Origin of the sequence: Curtobacterium sp. TC1 (genome assembly GCF_019844075.1) — a bacterium.
Taxonomy (GTDB): domain Bacteria; phylum Actinomycetota; class Actinomycetes; order Actinomycetales; family Microbacteriaceae; genus Curtobacterium.
Map to the genome: position 1 here is coordinate 3,194,221 of NZ_CP081964.1, position 22,757 is coordinate 3,216,977.

Here is a 22,757-nt window from a genome sequence, read left to right on the forward strand (position 1 = left end):
CCTCCCGTCCGTCAGTTGGCCGGGTCCATGACGGCGGTGAGCCGCTGGGTCGGCACACGCTGCTGGGACTCCTGCGTCACCGCGACCGCTTCGACCATCTCACCCGACTCGGTGTCGACGAACCGCAGATCCGACGTCCGCTCGGACGGCCGGTACCGGTCAGCCCAGCCGCCGAGTGCCAGGAGCACCAGCGAGAGGTCGCGGCCGGCGTCGGTGAGGACGTACTCCTCGCGTGCCCGGGCACCCTCCGGCTTGTAGGTCGTGCGCTCGAGCACTCCCCCGTCCACGAGGGAGGCGAGTCGCGCCGTGAGGACCTCGCGCGGGACGCCGAGGCTCTGCTGGAACTGGCTGAAGCGCGTCGAGCCGGCGAGCGCGTCGCGCACGATCATCAGCGTCCACTTCTCGCCGAGGACGTCGAGGGACCGTGCGATGGGGCAGCGCTCGTCGCCGCCGAGGATGCCGAGCATGCGTTCATCCTAGCTGGGTTCGATTTCCGGACACAACGTGCTAGGTTCGGTTTCCGTACTCAACTTCTTCGTCTGGAGCACCACATGACCGACCTCACCAACGCGATCGTCCTCGTCACCGGAGCGAACGGCGGCCTCGGCGCCGAGTTCGTCCAGCAGGCCCTGGAGCGCGGCGCCGCCAAGGTCTACGCGACCGCCCGCACCCCGCGCACCTGGGACGACGAGCGCATCGTGCCGCTCGCCCTCGACGTCACCAGCCAGGAGAGCGTCGACGCCGCAGCCCGCGCCGCAGCCGACACCACGATCGTCGTGAACAACGCCGGCATCGCCGGCGCCGACCCGCTCGTCGACACCTCCGTCGAGGAGGTCGAGCGCATCTTCGCCACGAACGTCTTCGGCGCGCTCCGTGTCGCCAAGGCCTTCGCCCCCTCGATCGGCGGCGGCGCCCTCATCGACGTGCACTCGGCCCTGAGCTGGGTCGCCCTCGCCGGTGCGTACTCGGCGTCGAAGGCGGCGTTCTGGTCCATCACGAACTCGCTCCGCCTCGAGCTGGCACCCCAGGGCACCCAGGTCGTCGGCGCGCACCTCGGCTACACGGACACCGGCATGACCGCGGGGCTCGACGTCGAGAAGGCCGACCCGGCCGACATCGTCCGGCTCATCTGGGACGCCGTCGAGGCCGGTGAGCACGAGGTGCTGGCCGACCAGGTCAGCCGTGACGTCCGCGCCGGTCTCAGTGCGCCGCTGACGGCGCTATACCCGGCGCTCGCGACCGCCTGACACTCGTGGACGACCCAGCAGCCCCCGCCGCTACCATGACCGCATGGGGACGGCGGGGGCAGTGTCGGATCGGCGCACGGGGTGGACGTCCGCGGGGTGGGCGGCCCTGTTCTGGGTGACGACAGCGCTCGGGACGGTCGCGGGCTTCGCCACGTGGTTCTGGCTGTACCTGGCGTCCGACGTCGACAACCGACGTTCAGCTGACGACTTCTCGCACCCGAACGAGGGCGCGCTGTCCCTCGGCCTCCCGGTGGTGGTGGTCGCGCACGTCATCGGTTTCGGGTTGCTGCTGCTGACCGCCCGGAGGGCACGCCGCGGCCGCCGATCGGCGTGGTGGTTCGCCGCGGTCGCGCTGGTCACGAGCTCCCTGGTCGGGATGGCGGCGCTGATGCCGCTCACCGACGGCCAGCTCCTGATGCCGTACCCGCTGCCGTTCGTGCCGTGAGCGGGACCGGTCAACCGCCGGCGCCGCGGCCGGTGATGCGGCGGTTCGTGGCCGTGATGACGGCGCGTTCCCGGTCCGACAAGCCGCCGGCGAGCAGGATCCGGGCCAGCACCTCGCTCTTGCGCTCGATGTAGTCGTCAATGTCCTGGGCCTCGGCAGCGGCTCGGCGCTTCACCGCGGCGTACTCGTCCCGGAGCTCCGGATCGGCGCGCAGGACATCGCGGACGGCCAGGTGGTTGCGGAGCGCGAGCGACCCGGCCACGACGACGTAGGTGTTGGTCGGGGCGAAGTGCTCCGGTGTCCGGAAGGCCTGCCGGTCGGGAACACCGAGGACTCCGCGTGGCTCGAACCCGATCGTGGTCAGCGCTGCGACCGCCGCCGCAACGTCGCCGGCATCGACCACGATGTCGACGTCGATGACGGGCTTCGCCGCGAGCCCGGGTACCGAGGTGCTGCCGACGTGCTCGATGCTCCGGTATCGAGCGCCGGCGGCGTCGAGCGCTGCGGCGTAGGCGTCCCGCAACACCGCGAACCGCTCGGGCCAGGACGGCTGGTACTCGACGACCTCGATCACCGGGTCCGCCGCGTGGCCGGCGGGGGTGCGAGGAGCTGGAACATGACGTGGTCGCGCCAGGCCCCGTCGATCTTGATGTACTCCGGCGCGAACCCGTAGCGGGTGAACCCGGCGGACTCGAGGGCACGCTGCGACCCGACGTTCTCCGGAAGGGTCTCCGCCTGCACCCGGTGGAGTCGGAGCACGTCGAACGCGTGGCCGGCGGCAGCGGCGACGGCACGGGAGGCGTGGCCCTGGCGGAGTCGGTCGGCGCGGATCCAGTAGCCCATCGCGCACGACTGCAGGGCGCCGCGGGTGATGCCGCTCAGCGTGATGCGCCCGAGGAGCTCACCGTCCGTCGATTCGATCACGAACGGGACCGCGGTGCCCGCGCGCTCCGCAGCGAGCGACTGCACGATGACGTCGTGCTGGCCCTGTTCGGTGAAGTACGCCGGTGCCCGGGTCGGCTCCCACGGTCGCAGGTGCTCGGCGCTCGCGGTGATGACGGCGGCGAGCGTCGCCGCGTCGTCGACGCGGAGCAGGCGCAACCGGGTGTCCATGGCGGAGGGTGTGGGATTCGAACCCAACCCGTTACTCAACACTGACGTGACCGCCTTCGCGCCCTGCTTGTTTTCGGTACTGTTCGGTCACGCCAAGCCACTTTGATCCCCCCGGGTACCGCATAGTCGTGGGCAAAACGTGGGCAGGCCAGGCACAGTGAGCGGATGAGCGACATCGAGTCCATTATCCGCCGCGTGGTGCGCGAAGAGCTCGAGCGCAACCGTGGCGAGGCTGCGGAGCAGGCGACGGGCAAGCGGGCCTACACCGTACAGAGCATGTCCGAGGCTTACGAAGTGAGCGTCTCCTACATCAGGAACGACATCGCCGCTGGGAGACTGCGACCGCAGTACCTGAGACGCAAGCCACTGATCGGCGTCGCAGAGGCCGAGCGCTGGTTCGAGGCGCTCGCGAGCGAGAGACCCAACGTCTAGCTGGAGCGCCATCAGACGATCTTGCCCCGCAGGGTCGCGAGGCTGGGTGCACCGCTTGGGGCTGACTGACTCCTACTCTTCGGAACAACATCCAACGAGGGCGTCACTCAACCGCTACAGGGACCGCTCGTCGCGCTCTAATGGGCTCGCGCTGAGCAACGAGTAGGTCCGCCGCCCACCCACGCTCGAGCTTGAGTTCGAGCGGGTCACCCGCTTGAACGACGCAAGTATTGGTTGGGACGACGCCGACCAGGTTGCAATGTCGCGAAGCAGATCATCGTCAGTCACGGCAGCCTCGAATGACTCAGCGCCCCGAGGGGCAAACCACATTCTCCCCACAGACCGCCTCTGACCGTCCACTACCCCTTGAAGTGTGACCGTCTCCACTTCCTCGGTACGCGCATCGAGTTCCTCGATCAAGCGACCCGCTGACGGAGCGTCCAACTGCAGCGTGACGACGTCTGCTGCAGGTTTCGTCAGGGCACCGCTGACGCTCCACCCTGCACGCGTTACTGCCTTGGCAGCACGTCTGAGCCCGGCGTGAGCTTCGATCGGAATCCGACTGGCCCAGTCACCCAGTTCAGCCGCACTACTCGACGATCCCGCAGTGGCCAAAAGGCCCGCAACAGCCGTGAGAGAAGATGAGTCAACAGCAGCCGTCTCCGCTGACCGCACATCGGTCTCCGGCGCAGTCCGAAGAACTACCCTCACCGAGCCTGGCGCGGGTGCGTAGATCTGCAGCGTGGACGCCATCCTCGCCCGCCCAAGCGCGGCCTTGGTGACTTCCTTGACAGCCTCAGCGATGCCTCTGACGAGTTCTGCGAACTGCAGTGCGTTCGTGGCATGCCCGTCAACCCCTTCACCCTCAAGGTGAAGGTCGAGAGCCGTCGACATCGACGCTTCTTGAAGCTCGCGAAGTACGGAGGCGAGTTTCGGGTCTTGGCCAGCCGACAGTTCGAGCGATCGCCTTGCCACTCGGCCGGCGAACGAGTCAGGGTTGGGGAGCACTGCCCACGCAGCACGGAGCGAATCCTCGAGACTCGGCACGGATGCACCCCCGTCGGTCAAACTCATGCGATCACCTCCAGGAAGCCCTTCTCTGTATTCTGCACCTGGGCACCGTCAGGACCCTTGACCTGGCCCCAAAACTGCCGCCAGTACAGGGTGGTGTCCGGGTCGCTGCGCAGCCCCACGAAGCCGTCTACCTTGCCGCCCATCGGCTGCACGCGGACGCCCGCTGCGTTCTTGTCAGTCTGCAGACTCTCGAATATGGCCTGCTGCGAAGGGTCAAGGGCATCCAGGTCGCTCTGACGAACGAAGAAGGCCACGTCGATGTCAGTCGGTGCTGCCCAGCTCTTGTGCGTGACGAATCCTCCATCGACCCAGCATCGTGCACCGGGAAACAACGAACGGACGGAGTCCATCCAGACGCTGAACGCGTCGAAGATGACCTGTCGCTCCGACGAAAACGGTGCTCCGAGGACGAAAACCTGTTGGATCTCGTCCATCGAACATGGGTGCTTCCCTGGGGGAAGCAGGCCGTACGGGCCTGAAGTGCTTGGGATTGGCATACCCCTCCTGTATCCAGGAGTGAACTTACCTCATCGCGCGAGCGGTAGCGCGGTGCTCTCGACGTAGCGATGTCGGGGGCCGTCCGCAGTATCGGAGCATGCTCGAGCACAAGTGGGCTCCCCCGGAGCATCCCGACGTCACCCTTCACCAGCCCGTGATGCTGGACGCCGACGCCGCGGGCGAGCTGCGGACCCTCGATCCTGTCGCGCCGGTCTGGGCTGACATCGAGTTCGTGAGCATTGGGCTGTGCTGCACCTCAAGTGCTTCGCCGCTGCTGAGTCGGAGTCCGCGGTGCTCGTTCAGACGGCGTGGCAGGGGCGGCTGCAGCAGGTGCTCGTTGCTCGCGAGATGGTCACGCGACGCACGTTGGCCCCTCGGGCGCGTTGATGGCCCGTAGACGTCGCAACAGGTGGGCGTTGGGGCCGGCTTACTCCCTCCCCGAAATCGCGCGCGGAGGCCCCGACTACGACGTCACACCGCCCGCTCCGGTCCTCGCATGGGTGCAGTTCCCTAACCAGATCCTCGAGATTGAGGCACGAGTCATCGCCTACACGGAGCGGGCGGTTCTCGTTGAGTGGGGTTTTGGCCAGGCTGCAGAGTCAGCGTGGCTCGGGCGGGATGCCATTCGAGCCCCCGAACGGGCGTGAGCGGTTCGCGTCACCTCGCCCATAGAGTGATCCTCACTATGAAGACCCTTACCCGAACGGCCGCAACCATCGCTGTCCTTGCAGGTGCAATCGCCCTCGCTGGATGTTCAGACGAGTCCGGACCAGTCGCTGGCACGGCAGTCCCGGCGAAGGCCACGACGAGCACACCCACGCCCACTCCGACTCCCGAGGCCAAGGTCGGCACTCGGGCGAACCCGTTCGCGGTAGGCGCACCAGGCAAGCACTCGTCGGACTCCGTGTGGACCTTCACCTGGGATGCCACAAACGGCGACGGTTGGGCCGAGATCCAGAAGGCAAACGAGTACAACGAAGCGCCGGCTGCTGGGCAGTCATTTGTTCTCTCGTCGACCACGGTCGGGGCTGACGCAGGAGTTGGCGCGGAGGGCGGAGACCCTGTTGCGAGCTTCACGATCAGTTACGTCGGCTCGGACGGCAACACCTATCCGGCCATCGGCGATTGCGGCGTGCTCCCGGGTAAAGCTGTATACGAGATCGGGCGCATGTACGCGAACGCCTCGCAGAAGGGCTACGTCTGTTCCGTTGTGCCAACTGAGGCGGTGGCGGGCGGTACCTGGAATGTGCAGGCGCTCGTCGGCTCCGGGACTGCGTTCTTCGCCGGGGCTTAGGAACAAGCGTCCCACGCACGACGAAACGCCCCGCCCCTCGAAGTGAGGGGCGGGGCGAGTGTGTTAGACGAGAGCGAGTCCGGCGTCGACGAGTGTGGCGATGCGTTCCATGCCCGCCTCGTTTGAGTGGCGCAGGTCACTCATGTAGCCTTGCGCGTTCCAGTTGTCCCACGTGCCGGCTTCCTTGTTCAGGTCCATGAACGCGTAGGAAGTGGCGTAGCGGGTGCGGAGTGCGTGCTGCTGCTGCTGCTGCTGCTGGAGAGTTGCTTCGGTGGGGTTTTGGCATGGCACGGATGACAGGTCGATGAAGTCAGCGTTGACGCTCGCAGCGGCTGCGGCGAGGACGTTGGGGGTTCGTGACGACCTGCTTCGCTGTGTAACCACCCACCGCGTCGTTCGCGCCGAGCAGGCAGATGACGACGGAAGGCTGGTACGCCTGGATCATCGCAGCACTGTAAATGCCCACACCGTTCGCCCACGTGGTGCTGTTCGTAGATGGTGCGCCAGCGTTCGACACGCGGATGCGCTTCGACGTTGACAGCCACGGCTCAACGAACAGAATCCCACCGGTACCGACGGCAGTGATCGACAGGACGTGGCTGGTGCTCGCGGCCGCCGCGCTGATGGTCAGCTTGCCGATGCTTACGGTGCCGGTCGTGTCGCTCGTGACTGCGGTCTCGGAGTCGACCTTGCTCCCGCTTCTGGGGACCGCGCGACGCTGATCCTGGTACTCGCGTACTGCGGGCTCCGATGGGGCGAAGCGACGGGTCTGCGCGTGAAGGACCTGGACATGCTGCGCCGCCGCATCAACGTCGCGGTGGACGCGGTGAATGTCGGCGGGGTGATCGAGGTCGGTACGCCGAAGACGCACAAGCGCCGCTCCGTGCCGTTTCCAGCGTCGCTCGCTATCCCGCTCGCGAGACAGTGCGAGGGCAAGAGCTCGGACGCGTTGGTGTTTGCGTCGAAGCACGGGACGCACGAGCGACGGTGGCACAACGACCACGGCTGGTTCCCCGTGGCAGTTCGGACGTCCGGTGTACCGGACCTCACCCCGCATGATCTCCGGCACACAGCGGCTTCCCCCGCGATCAGTGCTGGTGCGAACGTGAAGGCCGTGCAGCGGATGCTCGGCCACGCCTCCGCAGCGCTGACACTCGACGTGTAGGCCGACCTGTTCGAAGACGACCTGGACATCGTTGCGGGCCGCCTCGATGACGGGCTCGCGCAGACGGTTGTGGGCAAGATGTGGGCAGAGGCCGCCCGGAACGAAGACGAGGCCCGCTAGATCCGCTTGTTGCTGCGGATCAACGGACCTCGGTAGTGGCGGAGGGTGTGGGATTCGAACCCACGAGACATCTCTGCCCACCTGTTTTCAAGACAGGCTCCATCGGCCGCTCGGACAACCCTCCAGTGACGCGACCACGTGGCGAGACGTGACCGCGTCCCGGGAAGTCTAACGGGCCTCCCGTCCGCCGTGCGCGTCAGCGCATGCCGGGGTCAGCGCGGCAGGGAGTCGAGCGCCGCTGCCAAGCCGTCGTCGGACACGCCACCGGTGAGTTCGTTTCCGGCGTCGACGACGTCGTCCGGAGCCTGGCCCATGACGACGCCGCGACCGGAGGTCGAGGCCCAGCGGAGCATGTCGATGTCGTTGCGGCCGTCACCCGCGGCGAAGACGCGGGAGCGCGGGATGTCGAGCCACTCGCGCACGCGTTCCATCGCGGTGGCCTTCGTCACGCCCTCTGGCGCGATGTCGAGCCACGCGGTCCAGCCGACGGTGTACGAGACCTTGTGCAGGCCCATGTCCTCGACGATCTGCAGGAACTCCTCGAGCCCGTGCTCCGGCGAGATCACGACGACGCGGGTGGCCTCGACGGAGAGCAGCTGGTCGAACGGCACCAGCTCGCCGGCGTTCGTCATGGTGTCGGCGGGGAAGTTCTCGGACAACCGGAAGTGGCCGGTCTCGTCCTCGACGCCGAAGGCCGCGCTCTCCAGGGCCCCGCGGATGGTCTGCAGGACGTCGCTCGGGTCGAAGTGCTCGACGTGGACGCGCTCGTAGGAGCCGTCCGGACGGCGGGCCAGGGTCAGCGCACCGTTGGCACAGACGAGGTACTTCGGCTCGATGCCGAGGGTCTCGAGCAACGGCACCGTCATGCCCTCGCTGCGACCGGTCGACAGCATGACCTCGTGTCCCGCGGCCTCGGCATCGCGCACGGCGGCGACCACGGCCTCGGTGATGACGCCGTCCTCGCGCATCGTGGTGCCGTCGATGTCGAGGGCCACCAGCCAGCGCTTCGTGCGGGCGGGAGCACCGGTACCCGCGCCCTGCGCCGCACCGTCCACGAACCGCCCCTGCGCGCTCATCGGGGTTCGATCACCTCGACGCCACCGAGGTAGGGGCGCAGCACCTCGGGCACGACGACGGAGCCGTCGGCCTGCTGGTGCGTCTCGAGGATCGCGACGATCCAGCGGGTGGTCGCGAGGGTGCCGTTCAGGGTGGCGACCGGAGCGGTCTTGCCGCTCTCGGTGCGGTAGCGGATGTCGAGGCGACGGGCCTGGAACGTCGTGCAGTTCGACGTCGAGGTGAGCTCGCGGAACGTGCCCTGCGTCGGGACCCAGGCCTCGATGTCGTACTTCTTCGCCGCGCTCGTGCCGAGGTCACCCGCGGCGACGTCGATCACGCGGTAGTGCAGTCCGAGGTCCTGCAGCATCTGCTCCTGGTACGACACCAGCTTCTCGTGCTCGGCCTCGGCCTGGTCCGGGTGGACGTACGCGAACATCTCGAGCTTGTTGAACTGGTGCACGCGCAGGATGCCGCGGTTGTCCTTGCCCGCCGACCCGGCCTCGCGCCGGTAGCAGGTCGACCAGCCGGCGTAGCGGTGCGCGGTGTTCTCGATGTCGAGGATCTCGTCGGCGTGGAAGCCGGCGAGTGCGACCTCGCTCGTGCCGGTCAGGTACAGGTCGTCGGCCTCGAGCCGGTAGACCTCGGCCGCGTGCTCACCGAGGAAGCCGGTGCCCGCCATGGTCTCGGGGCGGACGAGCGTCGGGGTGATGAGCGGCTCGAAGCCGGCGGCGATGGCACGGTCGAGGCCGAGCGACATGAGCGCGATCTCGAGCCGGGCACCGAGGCCGCGCAGGAAGTAGAAGCGCGAGCCGGAGACCTTCACACCGCGGGGGATGTCGATGATGCCGAGGTGCTCGCCGAGGTCGGCGTGGTCCTTCGGCTCGAAGTCGAACTCGGGCTTCGTGCCGACCGTGCGGAGGGTGACGAAGTCCTCTTCGCCACCGGCCGGGACGCCCGGCAGGACGACGTTCGGGATGGCGCGGACGACCGAGTTGAAGGTGTCCTCGGCCGCGGTGACGGTGGCCTGGGCCTCCTTCACCTGCGCCGAGAGCGCCTGGGCCTGCTGCACGAGCGCGGCCTTCTCGTCCTTCGGGGCCTTGGCGACGGTCTTGCCGAAGGCGTTCTGCTCGGCGCGGAGCGACTCGAACGCGGTGATCGCGCTGCGGCGGGCGGCATCGGCGGCGACGGCCTCGTCGACGACGGCGACGGAGGCACGGCGGGACTCCTGCGAGGCCTTGATGACGTCCGGGTTGTCACGAAGCAGCTGGGGATCGATCACCGCTCCATCCTAGAGGCGGCGACATCCACGTCGACCGTCCGCGCGGGGCTGTCCACGCGCAGCATCCGATCGGTACCGTTGGTCCCATGTCGACCCCTTCGGAGACCGCGCCCGCGGACCAGGACGCCCTCCCCACCGAGCACCGGACGGCAGCCGTGGTCTACAACCCGGTCAAGGTCCACCTGCCCACCCTCAAGGCCACCGTTGAACAGCACCAGCAGGAAGCCGGCTGGGCCGAGACCCTGTGGTTCGAGACCACCGAGGAAGACCCGGGTGGCGGCATGGCCCGCGCAGCGCTCGATGCCGGGGCCGACGTCGTCGCCGCCGCGGGTGGCGACGGCACCGTGCGCGCTGTCGCCGAGGTCGTGCACGGCTCCGGCGCCGCGCTCGCACTGCTGCCCAGCGGGACGGGCAACCTGCTCGCCCGCAACATGAAGCTCCCCCTCGACGACCTGGCGAGCAGCGCCCACACGATCTTCTCCGGACACGACCGCTCCATCGACTTCGGACTGCTCGGCGTCGAGCGACCCGACGGCGCCCGCGAGCAGTTCGGCTTCGTCGTGATGGCGGGGCTCGGGCTCGACGCCCGGATGATCGCGAACACCCGCCCCGAGCTGAAGAAGCGCGTCGGCTGGCTCGCCTACCTCGACTCGCTGCTGCGCTCCGTGCGGGACACCGACGGCTTCGAGTTCAAGTACCGGCTCGACGACTCGGCCCGCAACGGGTCGGTGCGCGCGCACTCGGTGATCGTCGGCAACTGCGGCATGCTGCAGGCCAACGCGATGCTCCTGCCCGACGCCGAGATCGACGACGGGGTGTTCGACATCGTCGTGATGCGGCCCCGCGGGTTCTTCGGCTGGGTCCGGATCGGCGCGCGGGTGTTCTGGGAGAACGGCATCCTGCGTTGGTTCCGACGCTCGGCACTGTCCGACACCCTGATCGGCCGCCGCATCACCACGGCGGCGAAGCAGGAACGCCCGCTGCGCTACATGCGCGGCGAGGAGTTCACGCTGCGGCTCGAGAAGCCCGACGAGTTCGAGATCGACGGCGACCCGGTGGGCGAGATCACGGCGTTCCGCGCCCGGATCGACCCCGGTTCGCTGACCGTCAAGGTGCCGACGGTCGAGCCGAAGCCGAGCTGGGTGCGCGGCCGCAAGCGCTGAGCCGGGAGGTGCCCGCGCTGCACCGTGCGGGGTTGTTCGGCCTGTGCGCGGTTGCGCGGGCCGGGCGATCACGCACCGTGCGGGTTTGTTCAGCACGTGCGCGGTTGTGCGGACCGGGGTTATCACGCACCGTGCGGGGTCGTTCGACTGGTGCGCGGTTGCGCGCTCGGTGCGAGGTTGTAACGGCGCACGGAGCGGGCAACCTCGCACCGGCCAACAAGAGCCGCACCGTGCGGCAGACAGCAGCGCCGCGCGTCAGCCCGCGTCGGGCTCGCCGGACACGATCGCGCGCAGCCAGTCCCGCGCCTCGACGAACGCCGCGTCGGAGTACCGCGTCGGTACCTCGGGCTGGACGCCGTCGGCCCGCGGGTACGACCCGAGGAACGTCACGCGCGGGCTGAACCGGCGCAGCCCGAGCAGGGCGTCGGCCACGCGCTCGTCCCGCACGTGGCCGTCCAGGTCGATGACGAACCGGTAGCGGCCGAGCTCGTCGCCGATCGGGCGCGACGACAGCAGCCCCATGTTGATGCCGCGGGTCGCGAACTGCTCGAGCATGTCGACCAGGGCGCCGGGGTGGTCGGCGGGCAGCTCGACGATGACGCTGGTCTTGTCGGCGCCGGTCGGCTCGGGCAGCGCGAGCGTCTTCGACACGAGCACGAAGCGGGTGACGGCCGAGGCGTTGTCGCCGATCGACGACGCGAGCACGACGACGTCGTGGTGGTCGGTGATGCCCGGCGGGGCGACGGCGGCGTCGGCGGTGGGGTTCGCCTCGAGCAGGGCGAGTGCGGCCGCGACGTTCGACGACGCCGGGATGTGACCGTGGCCGGGCAGGTTCGCCTCGAGCCAGTTGTGGGTCTGCGCGTACGCCACCGGGTGGGCGTTCACGGTGCGGACGTCGGCGAGCGTGGTGCCGGGGCGTGCGACGAGCACGAAGTCGACCGGCACCAGGTACTCCCCCACGATCCGCACGCCGGGGATCCGCGCGAGGGCGTCCTGCGTGGCGCTGACCCCGCCGTCGACGCTGTTCTCGATCGCGATGACCGCGCCGACCGAACGGCCGGACATGACGTCGTCGAGCGCTTCACCGACGTTGTTGACGCTCCGCCACGGCTTGCCGGCCGCGGCGTCGACGAGCTTGAGGGCCGCCTCGGTGAAGGTGCCGGCGGGTCCGAGGTAGGAGTACGTGTCGGACGGCGCGGCGGGGTCGGTCATGGGCCGAGCCTATTGCAGGGAAGGACTCCGAACGGCCGCGAAAAGCGCCCATTCGGAGACACCGGGACCCCATACGGAGTAGGCGTCAGTCCGTCGCCGCACCCGTCAGCCGCTGCTCGCAGATCGCGGTGTCGTCGTCGTCCCGCGGGTACGTCAGCGCCGCGAACCGCCCCTCGGGGTCGAGCCGCGTCAGCAGTGCGGCCGCGATGCCGTCGAGCTGGACGACCTGCTCGTCGCTCAGCGCGTCGATCACGACGTGGCGTGCGGTGCGGACGTGGTCCGGAGCGGCCTCGACGATCGTGGCGAACCCGGCGTCGGTGAGCCGGACGTCGGTCGCCCGGCGGTCCGAGGTCGAGGGGCAGCGCGTCACGAGCCCGCGCTTCTCGAGCCGGGACACCACGTGCGACAGCCGCGGCAGCGAGGCGTTCGTGGCCGAGGCGAGCGCCGACATCCGCAGCGTACGGCTGTCGGTCTCGGAGAGCATCGCGATGACCATGTAGTCGAAGTGCGTCAGGTCGGCGTCGCGCTGCAGCTGTTGGTCGAGCGCGGCCGGCAGGAGTTCCATGACGGCCACGAGCTTCATCCACGCGCGCAGCTGCTCGCGGGTGAGCCAAGGGGTCTCGTCGGTCATGTCGGCATCCTACCGAAAGGTTGTCGCTTTAACCAGTGATCTGCGAGCCACGCACGACAGACCGCCGCGCCCGCACCACCCCGATGGCGAGCACCGCCACCACCACGAGCAGCAGCACCCCCTCGACGATCAGCAACCGCGTGCCGTAGTCGAACGGCAGGACCGTGGGGTTCTTCTGCCCGTGCCGCTTCGCCGCGATCTCGGGCAGCACCACGAGCGCGAGCACGCTGCCGAGCACGATCGCCGCCTGCACGACCACGAGCACCCAGGCGCGCAGCGACCGACCGGCCCGCCGGAGCAGCAGCCCGGCACCGACGACGAACGGCGACAGGATCGCGTCGTGCAGGATGACCGCACCGAGCAGCCAGGCGGCCAACCCACCGATGCGCTTCGGCGACACGGAGGTCACGAGGACGGACGCCCCGAACGCGATCACCAGCACGCCGACCACGACGAGCACGATCCGCGCGGCCTTCACCGCAGCACCTCGATCTTCTCGATCCACTTGGTCTGGAGCACGCCGGGTCGTCCGGGAGCGATGACCCGCGCCGGGAACCCGTGGTCCAGGTCGAGCGTCGAACCGTTCAGTTCGAGCGCCACCAGGGTCGTCGGGTCCTCGGCGTACTCCGGCCCCATGTCCATGATCCGGTAGCCGCCGTGCCGCTCCAGGCTCGTGACCCGCACGTGCGATCCGGGTTCGGCCTGCACGGCACCGAGCAGGTCGCGCATCCGGATGCCCTTCCACGTCGCCATCTGGCTCCACCCCTCGACGCACGAGATCGGCAGGTCGACCTCGGTGGTGCCGAGGGCGACGAGTTCCGCACGGACGAAGGTGCGGGTCACGTCGGGTCCGACGACCGTCAAGGTCCAGTCCGCGGCGGTCGCACTGGCGAGCACGCCCGCCGCGCGGGCGGTGCGGTTGACCGGCAGGCCGTTCGCACCGAGACCGCGCTGGCGCGCTCCGAACACGTTGAACGGTTCAGCGAGCTTCGAGGACTGCCCCGCCGTCAGGGCGACGACGCCCACGACCGCGGCCGTCACGCCGCCGAAGAACCCGCGTCGCGCGATCCGCTGACGTCGGCCCTGTGCACGCTCGTCGACCGACCGGGAGGCCCGGGTCGGCTCCGCCGTGTCGGCCGCCGGTTGCGCGGCGACCTCGTCCACCCCGTCGATCCAGCGGAACACGCGGCCCAGCAGGCCGGGTGCCGTGGACCCGACGGTCTCGGAGACCGCAGCGTGCGGGGCGGACGCGGGCCGGGCCTCCCGGGTCGGCGGGAGGAGCTCGCTGCCGGACGCAGGGTCCGCGATGAACCGGCCCAGCTCGTCGTACGAGTCGCGCTTCCGCCAGTAGCGGGCGATCACCGGCAGCTTCGACGCGATGTGGATGATCAGCGACCCGATGATCACGTACGCCATCGCGTTGTGCACCTGGCGGAACGGGAACGGCCACGGGTACCACTGGTACGTGTTGAGCAGACCGGTCGTGACCTGGATGATCGACGCCGACACGAGCACGGCGATCGACAGCCGCTCGAACAGGTGCAGCACGCCGCGCACCGGCGGCACCTGCACCAGCGCGGGCATGACCGTGTTGAGCTTCGCCAGCAGCAGCGGGATGATCGCGATGCCGGTGGTGATGTGCAGGCCCTGCGTGAACTGGTAGAGCTGCGTCGGCCGGGTCGGGAACCGCATCCAGCCGAGGGGCTCCTGCAGCAGGTGGCTGTAGATGCCGGTCCCGAAGCAGACCACGAACGCCAGGCCGAGCAGTCGTCCGAGCACCACCGCGGAGCGCGCGTTCCGGTTCGGCGAGGCCAGTGCGGCCCGCGCCTCGAACAGCAGGTGTCGCACGCCCGCTAGCCTCGACGGACCATGAGCGACCGACTGCGTGCCGTCCGACCGTCCTCCGCCGCCGGTCCGGGTGCCCGTCTCGCCGTCGTGGGAGCGGTCGTCGGAGTCCTGGCCCTCGCGGGCGTCATCGCCTTCGGCGTCACGCATCTGGGGTTCCTCCGTTCCGACACTCGTTCGTCATTCGTTGCGTGGACGCTGATCGCTTGGACGGTGTTCGTGATCGCCGTGCTCGCACTGCGCTTCGTTCCCGCCCGGTGGACGACCGCCGTGGTCGTGGTCGGGGCGGTGGTGGTCGGGATCGCGGCGTTGGCCGGTCCCCCGAGCACGAGCACCGACTCGGCACGGTACGCGTGGGACGGCATCGTCCAGCATGCCGGTGTCTCACCGTACGCGCACACACCCCAGTCCACGGCACTGTCCGGTCTGCGGCCCGACTGGCTGTTCCCGGACAAGGTGAACGGCACGTGCGACGACCTCAAGCCCCGGTTCCGCGGCCTCGGCGACGGCGCGGACGGCCACTGCACCGCGATCAACCGGCCGGACGTGACGACGATCTACCCGCCCATGGCGCAGCTCTGGTTCGCCGCCGTCCGCGCCTTCGTGCCGGCCACCGCGCAGTACATGCCGTTCCAGGTGGCGGGCCTGCTGCTGTCCCTCGTGGTGACCGTCGCCCTCGTGGTGGTGCTGCGGAAGACCGGTCGCCCGACGTGGTGGGCCGCGCTCTGGGCCTGGTCGCCGCTGGTGGCGTCCGAGGCCGTGACGAACTCGCACGTCGACGCCCTGGGCGCGGCGCTCGCGACCGCGGGTGCCGTGCTCGTCGCGTTCGGCCGACCGATCTGGGGCGGGATCGCGCTGGGAGCGGCCACGGCCACCAAGCTCATCCCGGCGATCGTGTACCCGCCGTTGCTCGGCCGGTGGCGGTCCTGGTGGGCGATCCCGGTCGGCATCGCCGTGTTCGGGCTGCTGTACGTGCCGTACGTGCTGACGACGGGGCTCGACGTGCTCGGGTACCTGCCCGGTTACCTGAGCGAGGAGGGCTACGAGGACGGATCCCGGTTCGCGCTGGTGTCGATGGTCTTCCGGGGCGACGCGGCGACCGTGGTGGTCGGGCTCGCCGTGCTGCTCGCCGCGTTCGTCGCGTGGCGGCTGTCGGACCCGTCCAGGCCGTGGTCCGGCGAGGTCCTGGTGATCGGCGTGACGTTCCTCGCCGTGACCCCGCGCTACCCCTGGTACGCGCTGCTGCTCATCCCGTTCGTGGTGCTGTCCGGGCGGTGGGAGTGGCTGTCGATCGGACTCGCGATCGCGCTGCGCGGGGTGTGGCCGTCGACGGACGCCTACCGGTGGTGGCTGCTCGCCGCGGTGGCCGTCATCGTGGTGGTCACGCTCCTGCGCACGAGCCGGTCCGACTGGCGGCGCTGGTGGGAACGGCTGTCGTTCCGGCGCGTCGAGCACGTACGCTGAGCCGCATGGCACCCGCGACCCTGCTCGGCACGACCGTGGACCCGGCGTCCGCCGGACTCGTCGACCGCTTCGGGCGTCGCGCGATCGACCTGCGGGTGTCCCTGACCGAACGCTGCAACCTGCGCTGTACCTACTGCATGCCGGCCGCCGGGCTGCCGTTCGCCCCCGACGACGCCCTGATGACCGCTACGGAGATCGAGCGACTGGTCCGCATCGGGTCGTCGCGGTTCGGCGTGCGCAAGGTGCGGTTCACCGGCGGCGAGCCGATGCTCCGGCACGACCTGGTCGACGTGATCGCCCGGTGCGCGGCACTGCCCGACGCCCCGGAACTGTCCCTCACCACGAACGCCATCGGCCTCGCCCACCGCGCCCAGGCCCTGTACGACGCCGGACTGCGGCGCGTGAACGTGTCGCTCGACACCGTCGACCCCGACGTGTTCACCACCGTGACCCGCCGCCCGTTCCTCGACAAGGTCATCGCCGGACTGTCGGCCGCACACGACGCCGGCCTCGACATCAAGGTGAACGCGGTGCTGCTGCGCGGGATCAACGACGAGGCCGCGCCGGAGTTGCTGCGCTGGTGCCTCGACCGCGGCTACGAACTGCGGTTCATCGAGCAGATGCCGCTCGACCCCGACCACGCGTGGGACCGCACCGAGATGGTGACCGCGACCGAGACCCGTGCGCTGCTGGCGTCGTCGTTCGTGCTGACACCGGACGATGCCCCGCGCGACGGCGCCCCGGCCGAGCGGTACCGGGTGCAGGACGCGCGCTCCGGTGCGCCACTCGGCACCGTCGGGATCATCGCGAGCATCACCGAGTCGTTCTGCGCCGACTGCACCCGCACCCGGTTGACGGCCGACGGCAACGTCCGGAGCTGCCTGTTCTCCGACGCGGAGACCGACGTGCTCGGACCGATGCGCGCAGGGGCCTCCGACGACGACGTGGCCGAGCTGTGGCGCCGGGCGATGTGGGCGAAGCCGCGCGACCACGGCGACGACAGCGACGAGCTCGTGCACCCGACGCGCGGCATGAGCGCGATCGGCGGCTGAGCGATGACCACGATCCGGTTCTTCGCCGCTGCCCGGGCGGCGGTCGGCGTCGACGACCTGTCCACGACGGCTGCCACGATCGACGAGGCCCTGCGCGAGGTCACGGCCACCGACCCGTCGCGTTGGGGTGCGTTGCAGGAGCGTTGCTCGTTCCTGGTCGACGGCGTGACCACCCGCGATCGCAGCACCGTGCTGTCCGGGGTCGCGGTCGTCGACGTCATGCCCCCCTTCGCCGGCGGCTGATCGGCGCTCGTTCGTTCCCAGAACGCACGCGATGCCCGGTGCTTCCGGGCGTACCGGGTCGAAACTTCCGACCGGGTACGCCCGAATCGACCAGGTACGCCGCCACGCCGCCGCCCCGCCCCGCCCGACCGCGCTACGGCGAGACGGACAGCACGATGAACGCGGCGAAGATCACCAGGTGCACCCCACCCTGCAGTCGCGTCGCACGGCCCGGCAACACCGTGAGCACCGCGGCGACGATCGTCAGGGCGAGCAGCACGATCTGCGACGACCCGAGCCCCAGCAGCAGCGTACCCGGCATGAACAGCGACGCGACCGCGATCGACGGGATCGTCAGACCGATCGACGCCATGGCCGACCCCATCGCCAGGTTCAGGCTGGTCTGGATGCGGTTCCGGGCGGCGGCCTTCGACGCGGCGATGCCCTCGGGCAGCAGGATGAGCAGGGCGATCACGACGCCGACGAACGACGGCGGGAAGCCGACCGCGGCGACGCCGGCCTCGATCGCGGGCGACTCCACCTTGGCGAGCCCGACCACGGCGACGAGCGCGACGACCAGCAGTCCGAGCGACACCATCGTGGTGCGACCGGACGGGCGTGCGGCGTGGGCGTCCTCGGACTCGACGAGCACCCCGCCGGCCCGGTTGACCGGCAGGAAGAAGTCACGGTGGGCCACCGTCTGCGTCACGACGAACAGTCCGTAGAGCACGAGCGACGCCACGGCCACGAAGACCAGCTGCGTCCCGGTGAAGGACGCGTCGTCGGTGCCGGTGGTGAACGTCGGCAGCACCAGGGTCAGCACGGCGAGTGCGGCGACCGTCATCGTCGCGGCGCTGGCGCCCTCCTGGTTGAACCGCACGGTGTTGTGCCGGAGCGTCCCGATCAGGATCGCGAGGCCGACCAGCCCGTTCATCGTGATCATCACGGCCGAGAACACCGTGTCGCGCGCCAGGGTCTCGGCCTGGGCACCTCCGGAGCTCGACAGCGAGATGATCAGCGCGACCTCGATGATCGTGACCGCGACGGCGAGCACGAGTGACCCGAAGGGTTCACCGACCCGGTGGGCGACGACCTCGGCGTGGTGCACCGCCGCGAGCACGGTGGCGGCGAGCACGACCGCGACGATCGCCACGACCACGGTGCCGAGTCCGTAGCGGCCGTACGAGAACGCGAGCACGACGGCCGCCAGGATCGGGATGGCCACAGGCCACGCCTTGGGGAACCAGGAGGTCATCCGACCATTGTCTCAACCGCGCGGCGCGTAGACCGCCAGTTCGGACGCGGGAACGTCCACGTGGACCGCGTCACCGGGTCCGATCCCGAGCGCGGTGACCCGCGCCAGGGTCAGGTCCGCGACGAGGTCCCCGGCGCGCACCCGCACCAGTCCGTCCCGCGGTTCGAGCGACGTGACGGTGCGCACCGGCCCGGCGCCGTCCCGCGTCAGCCGGGCGGCCGTCGGGTGGAAGGCGCCCAGGGCGGGCCGACCGGGAGGCACGGCGTGCGTCCCCGACACCAGCTCGCCGCCGCCGTCGGCCGCGATCCCACCCGCGGTGGCGGTCCCGCGCACCAGCGCGAGCCCGGAGAACGCCGCCGCGAACGCACTCGTGGGCCGTCCGAGCACGGCGGCGGGGGTGCCCTCCTCGACGATCCGGCCGTGCTCGACGACGACGAGCCGGTCGGCCAGGGCGACGACCTCCACCGGGTCGTGCGTGACCAGGAGGCTCGGGCGCCCCGCGATCGCGGTCCGGAGCGCTGCACGGACCTCGTCACGTGCGGCGACGTCGAGCGCCGACGTCGGTTCGTCGAGCAGCAGCACCGCCGGGTCGGTGGCCAGCGCCCGGGCGATCGCGACGCGTTGGGCCTGCCCGCCGGACAGCGTGTCCGGGGCCCGGTCTGCCAGGCCGTCGGCGCCGACGGCCGCCAGCGCACGGAGCGCGCGGGTCCGGGCGGCGGCCCGTCGGACCCCGGCTGCCCGCGGGCCGAACGCCACGTTGCCGATCACGTCGAGGAACGGGAACAGGTCGGGCCGCTGGGCGACGAGCCCGATGCGGCGGCGGTGGGCGGGCACCGTCCGGCTGTGGTCCGACACGACGGTGCTGCCGAGGACCACCTGCCCGGCGTCGATCGGCAGCAGACCGGCCAGGGCCTCGACCACGGTGGACTTGCCCGCGCCGTTCGGCCCGATGACGGCAACGCACTCCTCCGCGCCGACCTCGAGGGCGACGTCGACGTCCCGCCGCTCGACGACGAGCCGCGCCGCGACCCCGGTCACGCGGCCACGCCCCGGGTGCGGAGCGACGAGGCACCGATGACCACGACCGCGACCACGACGAGCACGACCGCCAGGGCCACGGCGGTGTCGGGGTCGACCTCGCGCTGCAGGTAGATCTCCAGGGGCAGGGTCCGGGTGACCCCCTGCAGGCTGCCCGCGAAGGTCAGGGTCGCGCCGAACTCGCCGAGCGCACGCGCGAAGCAGAGCACCAGTCCGGAGACGATGCCGGGCAGTACCCGCGGGGTGGTGACGGTCAGGAACGTGCGGGTGGGACCGGCGCCGAGGGTCGCGGCGACCCGCTCGTACCGGTCCCCCTCGACGCGGAGCGCCCCCTCGATCGCGGACACCAGGAACGGCATGGCCACGAACGTCTGCGCGATGACGACCGCCGTGGTGGTGAACGCGATGTGCAGTCCGTGGTCGTCGAGGAACGCCCCGACCACCCCGAGGCGGCCGAACGCCGCGAGCAGTGCGAGTCCGCCGACGACGGGCGGCAGCACGAGGGGCAGGAGCACCACGGCGCGGGCGACCCCGACCCACCGTGAGCGGGACCGGGCGAACAGCACGGCGAGCGGGTAGCCGAGCAGGAACGCGACGGCCGTGGCGGTCAGCGCGGTGCCGAGGCTGAGCCCGAGGGCCGTGAGCGACGCCGTCGAGGTCACGAGGGCGACGAACGACGACCAGTCGACCCGACCGAGCATCGCGAGCACGGGGACGATGACGAACAGACCGCCCAGCACTGCGGGCAGCGGGAGCCACCAGGCGACCGGTGGCCGTCCCTCAGCCCGCGAGGCCACGGGTCACGGCTTCCCGAATCCGGCGGCGGTGAGCACCTTCTGGCCGGTGGCGGACCGGACGTAGTCGGAGAACGCCTGCGCGAGCTCCGGGTCCTCGGACTCCTTCAGCACGCCGATCGGGTACGTGTTGACGGCCTTGCTCGACTCGTCGAACGGGACACCGTCGACCTTGCCGTCGGCGCCCTGCACGTCGGTCACGTAGACCAGCCCGGCGTCGGCCTGACCGGACTCGACCTTGCCGAGCACGTCGGTGACGGACTGCTCCTCGCTGACGGGCTGCAGGTCGACGCCCGAGGCGGCCTCGACCTTCGCCGTCGCGGCACCGCACGGCACCGGGGCGGCGCACGTGACGAGCTGGACGTCGGAGCCGGTCAGGTCGTCGAGGCCCGTGATGCCCTTCGGGTTGCCCGGCGCGACGGCGATCTCGAGGACGTTCGTCGCGAAGTCCCGCGGGGACCCGCTCGCCAGGTCGGTCGAGGACAGCTTCGCCATGTTCGCCTCGTCGGCGGAGGCGAACACGTCGGCGGGTGCACCGTTCTGGATCTGGGTGACCAGGTCGCTCGACCCCGCGAACGAGAACCGGATCGAGGCCCCGGGGTTCGCGAGCTCGAAGTCCTTGCCGAGCGTGGTGAACGTCTGCTGGAGCGACGCCGCCGCGAAGACCGTGATCGAGCCGGTCGCACCGCGGTCCGTCGCGGTCGTCGACCCCGACGAGGACGACCCCGCCGGGGCGTCGGCGGTCGAGCACGCCGACAGGCCGAGCGCCGCCACGACGACGAGGGGCACGAGCAGCGAACGGGAACGACGGGTCATCGGAGGTCCTCCTGGAGTGCGGGCGCCTCGACGGCGACCATCGTGGCCTTGACCGACGCGACGGCGACGGACCCGACCTCGAGCCCGAGGTCGCGCACCGCCTCGGCGCTCATGAGCGAGACGACGCGGTGCGGGCCGCACTGCAGCTCGACCTGCGCCATCACGGTGTCGACGACCAGGTCGGTGACGATGCCGACGAACCGGTTCCGCGCCGAGCTCTTCACGCCCGACGCCGGGTCGGCGAGCTCGGTGCTCCGCGTCCGGGCGTACTCGGCCACCTGCCGACCGTCGACGACGGCGCGACCGGCGTCGTCGGTGGCCCGGTGGAAGGTGCCGCCGTCGACGAGTCGGCGCACGGTGTCGTCACTCACCCCGAGGAAGCTTGCAGCATCGCGGATCCGCAGTTGCGTCATGATGCGGCGATCCTATCCGCGGAAGCGGCGCCCTGGACCCGATCCGTGTCGGATCAGGCGGTGCGCTCGATCGCCACGGGCAACCCCTCGCGACGCCAGGCCTCGAACCCGCCGTCGAGGACCGCCACGTGCCTCCAGGCCGGTTGTGCGGCAGCCCATGCGTCCGCACGCGGGCCACGGGCGCAGTAGACGACCACGTCCGCCGCGTCGGCGTCGCCGGCGACCACGTCACCCGTGACGGCACCGGCGACCACGCCCTCCGCGCGTTCGGCGTCGGTGCGCACGTCGACGACGACCACCCGGTCCGTTGGGTCGGCCAGACGTGCGGCGAGCGCCGACGGGGCGATGCGGTCGGCACCGGCGGGAGCGACCACGACGGGTCGTCGTGAAGCCGGGCCACGCCGGACGACGCTCTCGCTCCACCGCCACCGGCGGGCGTCGACGGTCAGGACCCGTCCGAGCAACGGTTCCCCGGTGCCGGTGACCAGGGCGAGCACCTGTCCGGCCATCACCGCTCCGACGGCGCCGCACAGTGCGGGAACGACGCCGTCCAGGGCGCAGGATCCCTCGTCGGGCAGCGCCTCCGGGTGCAGGTCGTGGAAGTCGACGCCGTCCGCCCCGGCGTCGCGGAACACGCTGACCTGCCCGTCCTGGCCGAGGACCGTGCCCCACACGAACGGCACGCCGGCGTCGGCGCAGGCGTCCGAGACCGCTCGGGTCACCAGGACGGAGTCCGCCGCGTCGACGACCACGTCGTGCCCGGCGACGAGTTCCGGGGTGAAGGACCCGACCACGGCGACGGCGTCGAGTTCCGGGTCGACGGCGCGGGCGCGGGCCACGGCGACCTCGGCCTTCGACGAGCCGACGTCCGCCGCCGTGAAGAGCGTCTGGCGCGCCAGGTTCGTCGCGTCGACCACGTCCGGGTCGACGACCGTGAGCCGTCCGACACCGGCGAGGTACGCGACGACGGGCGCGCCGAGGCCACCGGCGCCGACCACGAGGACGCGTGAAGCGGCCAGACGACCGAGCCCGTCGGCGCCGACGTCGGACAGGGCAGCGGTCCGCGAGCCGAGCCGTGTCCGCCACGGGGAGAGCGCTGCGACGGGGGCGACGAGGGGGTCCATCCCGT

The 22,757-nt window shown here is 70.5% G+C and carries 28 protein-coding genes and 1 tRNA gene; 10 read left to right on the plus strand and 19 right to left on the minus strand.

Annotation, left to right across the window (positions count from 1 at the left end):
* Positions 1-11: 11 nt before the first annotated feature.
* Entirely contained in the window at positions 12-467 is a 456-nt protein-coding gene (locus KZI27_RS16235; protein WP_222658425.1) for a winged helix-turn-helix transcriptional regulator, read from the minus strand.
* Between the two features lie 84 nt (positions 468-551).
* Here KZI27_RS16235 and KZI27_RS16240 point away from each other — a divergent pair, with 84 nt between their 5' ends.
* Positions 552-1,247, plus strand: coding sequence for an SDR family oxidoreductase (locus tag KZI27_RS16240; protein WP_222658426.1), 696 nt, complete (start codon positions 552-554; stop codon positions 1,245-1,247).
* A 43-nt stretch (positions 1,248-1,290) separates the two neighbouring features.
* Entirely contained in the window at positions 1,291-1,692 is a 402-nt protein-coding gene (locus KZI27_RS16245) for a hypothetical protein (protein ID WP_222658427.1), read from the plus strand.
* Between the two features lie 10 nt (positions 1,693-1,702).
* On the opposite strand, the gene KZI27_RS16250 is transcribed toward KZI27_RS16245, so the two are convergent.
* Positions 1,703-2,266: a GrpB family protein gene (locus tag KZI27_RS16250; protein WP_222658428.1), complete on the minus strand. Its 564-nt coding sequence runs from the start codon at positions 2,264-2,266 to the stop codon at positions 1,703-1,705.
* Positions 2,263-2,805: a GNAT family N-acetyltransferase gene (locus KZI27_RS16255; protein ID WP_222658429.1), complete on the minus strand. Its 543-nt coding sequence runs from the start codon at positions 2,803-2,805 to the stop codon at positions 2,263-2,265. Before KZI27_RS16255 ends, KZI27_RS16250 begins: the two co-directional genes overlap by 4 nt.
* A gap of 165 nt (positions 2,806-2,970) precedes the next feature.
* On the opposite strand from KZI27_RS16255, the gene KZI27_RS16260 reads away from it, so the two are divergent.
* On the plus strand, positions 2,971-3,237 hold the full coding sequence (locus KZI27_RS16260; RefSeq protein ID WP_222658430.1) for a hypothetical protein: 267 nt from the start codon (positions 2,971-2,973) through the stop codon (positions 3,235-3,237).
* Between the two features lie 1,070 nt (positions 3,238-4,307).
* Here KZI27_RS16260 and KZI27_RS16265 read toward each other — a convergent pair.
* Positions 4,308-4,808: a DUF6932 family protein gene (locus KZI27_RS16265; RefSeq protein WP_410004008.1), complete on the minus strand. Its 501-nt coding sequence runs from the start codon at positions 4,806-4,808 to the stop codon at positions 4,308-4,310.
* Positions 4,809-5,713: 905 nt separating this feature from the next.
* Here KZI27_RS16265 and KZI27_RS16270 point away from each other — a divergent pair.
* Entirely contained in the window at positions 5,714-6,103 is a 390-nt protein-coding gene (locus tag KZI27_RS16270; RefSeq protein ID WP_222658432.1) for a hypothetical protein, read from the plus strand.
* 63 nt (positions 6,104-6,166) lie between these two features.
* On the opposite strand, the gene KZI27_RS16275 is transcribed toward KZI27_RS16270, so the two are convergent.
* Positions 6,167-6,394 carry a hypothetical protein gene (locus KZI27_RS16275; RefSeq protein ID WP_222658433.1) on the minus strand — a complete coding sequence of 76 codons (228 nt, stop codon included), beginning with the start codon at positions 6,392-6,394 and terminating at the stop codon, positions 6,167-6,169.
* 19 nt (positions 6,395-6,413) lie between these two features.
* Positions 6,414-6,548 (minus strand): hypothetical protein, encoded by a 135-nt coding sequence (locus tag KZI27_RS20295; RefSeq protein ID WP_261783936.1) that lies wholly within the window; start codon positions 6,546-6,548, stop codon positions 6,414-6,416.
* A 13-nt stretch (positions 6,549-6,561) separates the two neighbouring features.
* On the opposite strand from KZI27_RS20295, the gene KZI27_RS20300 reads away from it, so the two are divergent.
* Together KZI27_RS20300 and KZI27_RS20305 are read left to right on the plus strand one after the other, a co-directional pair.
* Positions 6,562-6,825, plus strand: a complete 264-nt coding sequence (locus KZI27_RS20300; RefSeq protein WP_261784265.1) for a hypothetical protein — start codon at positions 6,562-6,564, stop codon at positions 6,823-6,825.
* 47 nt (positions 6,826-6,872) lie between these two features.
* Complete coding sequence (locus tag KZI27_RS20305) at positions 6,873-7,268, plus strand: tyrosine-type recombinase/integrase (protein WP_261784249.1); 396 nt, start codon at positions 6,873-6,875, stop codon at positions 7,266-7,268.
* 156 nt (positions 7,269-7,424) lie between these two features.
* On the opposite strand, the gene KZI27_RS16285 is transcribed toward KZI27_RS20305, so the two are convergent.
* The 3 genes from KZI27_RS16285 to serS all read right to left on the minus strand — a co-directional run bounded on the left by KZI27_RS16285 (position 7,425) and on the right by serS (position 9,723).
* Positions 7,425-7,512 (minus strand) — tRNA-Ser (locus KZI27_RS16285).
* A gap of 88 nt (positions 7,513-7,600) precedes the next feature.
* Positions 7,601-8,464 (minus strand): HAD-IIB family hydrolase, encoded by an 864-nt coding sequence (locus KZI27_RS16290; RefSeq protein WP_222658434.1) that lies wholly within the window; start codon positions 8,462-8,464, stop codon positions 7,601-7,603.
* Positions 8,461-9,723, minus strand: coding sequence for a serine--tRNA ligase (serS, locus tag KZI27_RS16295; RefSeq protein ID WP_111084682.1), 1,263 nt, complete (start codon positions 9,721-9,723; stop codon positions 8,461-8,463). Before serS ends, KZI27_RS16290 begins: the two co-directional genes overlap by 4 nt.
* An 86-nt stretch (positions 9,724-9,809) precedes the next feature.
* Here serS and KZI27_RS16300 point away from each other — a divergent pair, with 86 nt between their 5' ends.
* A complete protein-coding gene (locus tag KZI27_RS16300; protein WP_222658435.1) occupies positions 9,810-10,886 on the plus strand; it encodes a diacylglycerol/lipid kinase family protein in 1,077 nt (358 codons plus the stop codon).
* A gap of 255 nt (positions 10,887-11,141) precedes the next feature.
* On the opposite strand, the gene pheA is transcribed toward KZI27_RS16300, so the two are convergent.
* From pheA to KZI27_RS16320, 4 genes are all read right to left on the minus strand, one after another.
* Positions 11,142-12,098: a prephenate dehydratase gene (pheA, locus tag KZI27_RS16305; RefSeq protein WP_222658436.1), complete on the minus strand. Its 957-nt coding sequence runs from the start codon at positions 12,096-12,098 to the stop codon at positions 11,142-11,144.
* Between the two features lie 85 nt (positions 12,099-12,183).
* A complete protein-coding gene (locus KZI27_RS16310; protein WP_222658437.1) occupies positions 12,184-12,729 on the minus strand; it encodes a MarR family winged helix-turn-helix transcriptional regulator in 546 nt (181 codons plus the stop codon).
* A 28-nt stretch (positions 12,730-12,757) separates the two neighbouring features.
* The gene (locus tag KZI27_RS16315; RefSeq protein ID WP_222658438.1) at positions 12,758-13,207 is read right to left on the minus strand and encodes a hypothetical protein; all 450 of its coding nucleotides are present in this window, start codon (positions 13,205-13,207) and stop codon (positions 12,758-12,760) included.
* Positions 13,204-14,577, minus strand: coding sequence for a molybdopterin-dependent oxidoreductase (locus tag KZI27_RS16320; protein ID WP_222658439.1), 1,374 nt, complete (start codon positions 14,575-14,577; stop codon positions 13,204-13,206). Before KZI27_RS16320 ends, KZI27_RS16315 begins: the two co-directional genes overlap by 4 nt.
* Positions 14,578-14,598: 21 nt before the next feature.
* Here KZI27_RS16320 and KZI27_RS16325 point away from each other — a divergent pair, with 21 nt between their 5' ends.
* The 3 genes from KZI27_RS16325 to KZI27_RS16335 are packed head-to-tail and all read left to right on the plus strand — an operon-like array spanning position 14,599 to position 17,333.
* Positions 14,599-16,038: a glycosyltransferase family 87 protein gene (locus tag KZI27_RS16325; protein ID WP_222658440.1), complete on the plus strand. Its 1,440-nt coding sequence runs from the start codon at positions 14,599-14,601 to the stop codon at positions 16,036-16,038.
* Between the two features lie 5 nt (positions 16,039-16,043).
* Entirely contained in the window at positions 16,044-17,090 is a 1,047-nt protein-coding gene (gene moaA / locus KZI27_RS16330; protein WP_222658441.1) for a GTP 3',8-cyclase MoaA, read from the plus strand.
* A 3-nt stretch (positions 17,091-17,093) separates the two neighbouring features.
* The gene (locus KZI27_RS16335) at positions 17,094-17,333 is read left to right on the plus strand and encodes a MoaD/ThiS family protein (RefSeq protein WP_222658442.1); all 240 of its coding nucleotides are present in this window, start codon (positions 17,094-17,096) and stop codon (positions 17,331-17,333) included.
* A gap of 133 nt (positions 17,334-17,466) precedes the next feature.
* Here KZI27_RS16335 and KZI27_RS16340 read toward each other — a convergent pair whose 3' ends face one another.
* Genes KZI27_RS16340 through KZI27_RS16365 form a run of 6 tightly spaced genes read right to left on the minus strand, consistent with a single transcriptional unit; the run spans position 17,467 to position 22,752 of the window.
* Complete coding sequence (locus KZI27_RS16340) at positions 17,467-18,567, minus strand: calcium:proton antiporter (protein WP_222658443.1); 1,101 nt, start codon at positions 18,565-18,567, stop codon at positions 17,467-17,469.
* Between the two features lie 12 nt (positions 18,568-18,579).
* A complete protein-coding gene (locus KZI27_RS16345; RefSeq protein ID WP_222658444.1) occupies positions 18,580-19,605 on the minus strand; it encodes a sulfate/molybdate ABC transporter ATP-binding protein in 1,026 nt (341 codons plus the stop codon).
* Positions 19,602-20,402 (minus strand): ABC transporter permease, encoded by an 801-nt coding sequence (locus tag KZI27_RS16350; RefSeq protein WP_222658445.1) that lies wholly within the window; start codon positions 20,400-20,402, stop codon positions 19,602-19,604. Before KZI27_RS16350 ends, KZI27_RS16345 begins: the two co-directional genes overlap by 4 nt.
* Before the next feature lie 3 nt (positions 20,403-20,405).
* Positions 20,406-21,215, minus strand: coding sequence for a molybdate ABC transporter substrate-binding protein (gene modA / locus KZI27_RS16355; RefSeq protein WP_222658446.1), 810 nt, complete (start codon positions 21,213-21,215; stop codon positions 20,406-20,408).
* Positions 21,212-21,628, minus strand: a complete 417-nt coding sequence (locus KZI27_RS16360; protein ID WP_222658447.1) for a molybdopterin-binding protein — start codon at positions 21,626-21,628, stop codon at positions 21,212-21,214. The genes modA and KZI27_RS16360 overlap by 4 nt, the downstream gene beginning before the upstream one ends.
* A gap of 53 nt (positions 21,629-21,681) precedes the next feature.
* Positions 21,682-22,752, minus strand: coding sequence for a HesA/MoeB/ThiF family protein (locus KZI27_RS16365; protein WP_222658448.1), 1,071 nt, complete (start codon positions 22,750-22,752; stop codon positions 21,682-21,684).
* Between the last annotated feature and the right edge of the window lie 5 nt (positions 22,753-22,757).

Bases quoted from the DNA above. Each gene is read 5' to 3' on its own strand.
- KZI27_RS20300 (WP_261784265.1), top strand. From the start codon at position 6,562: ATGCCCACACCGTTCGCCCACGTGGTGCTGTTCGTAGATGGTGCGCCA.
- KZI27_RS16290 (WP_222658434.1), bottom strand. From the start codon at position 8,464: ATGAGCGCGCAGGGGCGGTTCGTGGACGGTGCGGCGCAGGGCGCGGGT.
- KZI27_RS16235 (WP_222658425.1), bottom strand. From the start codon at position 467: ATGCTCGGCATCCTCGGCGGCGACGAGCGCTGCCCCATCGCACGGTCC.
- modA (WP_222658446.1), bottom strand. From the start codon at position 21,215: ATGACCCGTCGTTCCCGTTCGCTGCTCGTGCCCCTCGTCGTCGTGGCG.
- KZI27_RS20295 (WP_261783936.1), bottom strand. From the start codon at position 6,548: ATGATCCAGGCGTACCAGCCTTCCGTCGTCATCTGCCTGCTCGGCGCG.
- KZI27_RS16360 (WP_222658447.1), bottom strand. From the start codon at position 21,628: ATGACGCAACTGCGGATCCGCGATGCTGCAAGCTTCCTCGGGGTGAGT.
- KZI27_RS16265 (WP_410004008.1), bottom strand. From the start codon at position 4,808: ATGCCAATCCCAAGCACTTCAGGCCCGTACGGCCTGCTTCCCCCAGGG.
- KZI27_RS16340 (WP_222658443.1), bottom strand. From the start codon at position 18,567: ATGACCTCCTGGTTCCCCAAGGCGTGGCCTGTGGCCATCCCGATCCTG.
- pheA (WP_222658436.1), bottom strand. From the start codon at position 12,098: ATGACCGACCCCGCCGCGCCGTCCGACACGTACTCCTACCTCGGACCC.
- KZI27_RS16300 (WP_222658435.1), top strand. From the start codon at position 9,810: ATGTCGACCCCTTCGGAGACCGCGCCCGCGGACCAGGACGCCCTCCCC.
- KZI27_RS16325 (WP_222658440.1), top strand. From the start codon at position 14,599: ATGAGCGACCGACTGCGTGCCGTCCGACCGTCCTCCGCCGCCGGTCCG.
- KZI27_RS16365 (WP_222658448.1), bottom strand. From the start codon at position 22,752: ATGGACCCCCTCGTCGCCCCCGTCGCAGCGCTCTCCCCGTGGCGGACA.
- KZI27_RS16240 (WP_222658426.1), top strand. From the start codon at position 552: ATGACCGACCTCACCAACGCGATCGTCCTCGTCACCGGAGCGAACGGC.
- KZI27_RS16260 (WP_222658430.1), top strand. From the start codon at position 2,971: ATGAGCGACATCGAGTCCATTATCCGCCGCGTGGTGCGCGAAGAGCTC.
- moaA (WP_222658441.1), top strand. From the start codon at position 16,044: ATGGCACCCGCGACCCTGCTCGGCACGACCGTGGACCCGGCGTCCGCC.
- KZI27_RS16245 (WP_222658427.1), top strand. From the start codon at position 1,291: ATGGGGACGGCGGGGGCAGTGTCGGATCGGCGCACGGGGTGGACGTCC.
- KZI27_RS16255 (WP_222658429.1), bottom strand. From the start codon at position 2,805: ATGGACACCCGGTTGCGCCTGCTCCGCGTCGACGACGCGGCGACGCTC.
- KZI27_RS16310 (WP_222658437.1), bottom strand. From the start codon at position 12,729: ATGACCGACGAGACCCCTTGGCTCACCCGCGAGCAGCTGCGCGCGTGG.
- KZI27_RS16335 (WP_222658442.1), top strand. From the start codon at position 17,094: ATGACCACGATCCGGTTCTTCGCCGCTGCCCGGGCGGCGGTCGGCGTC.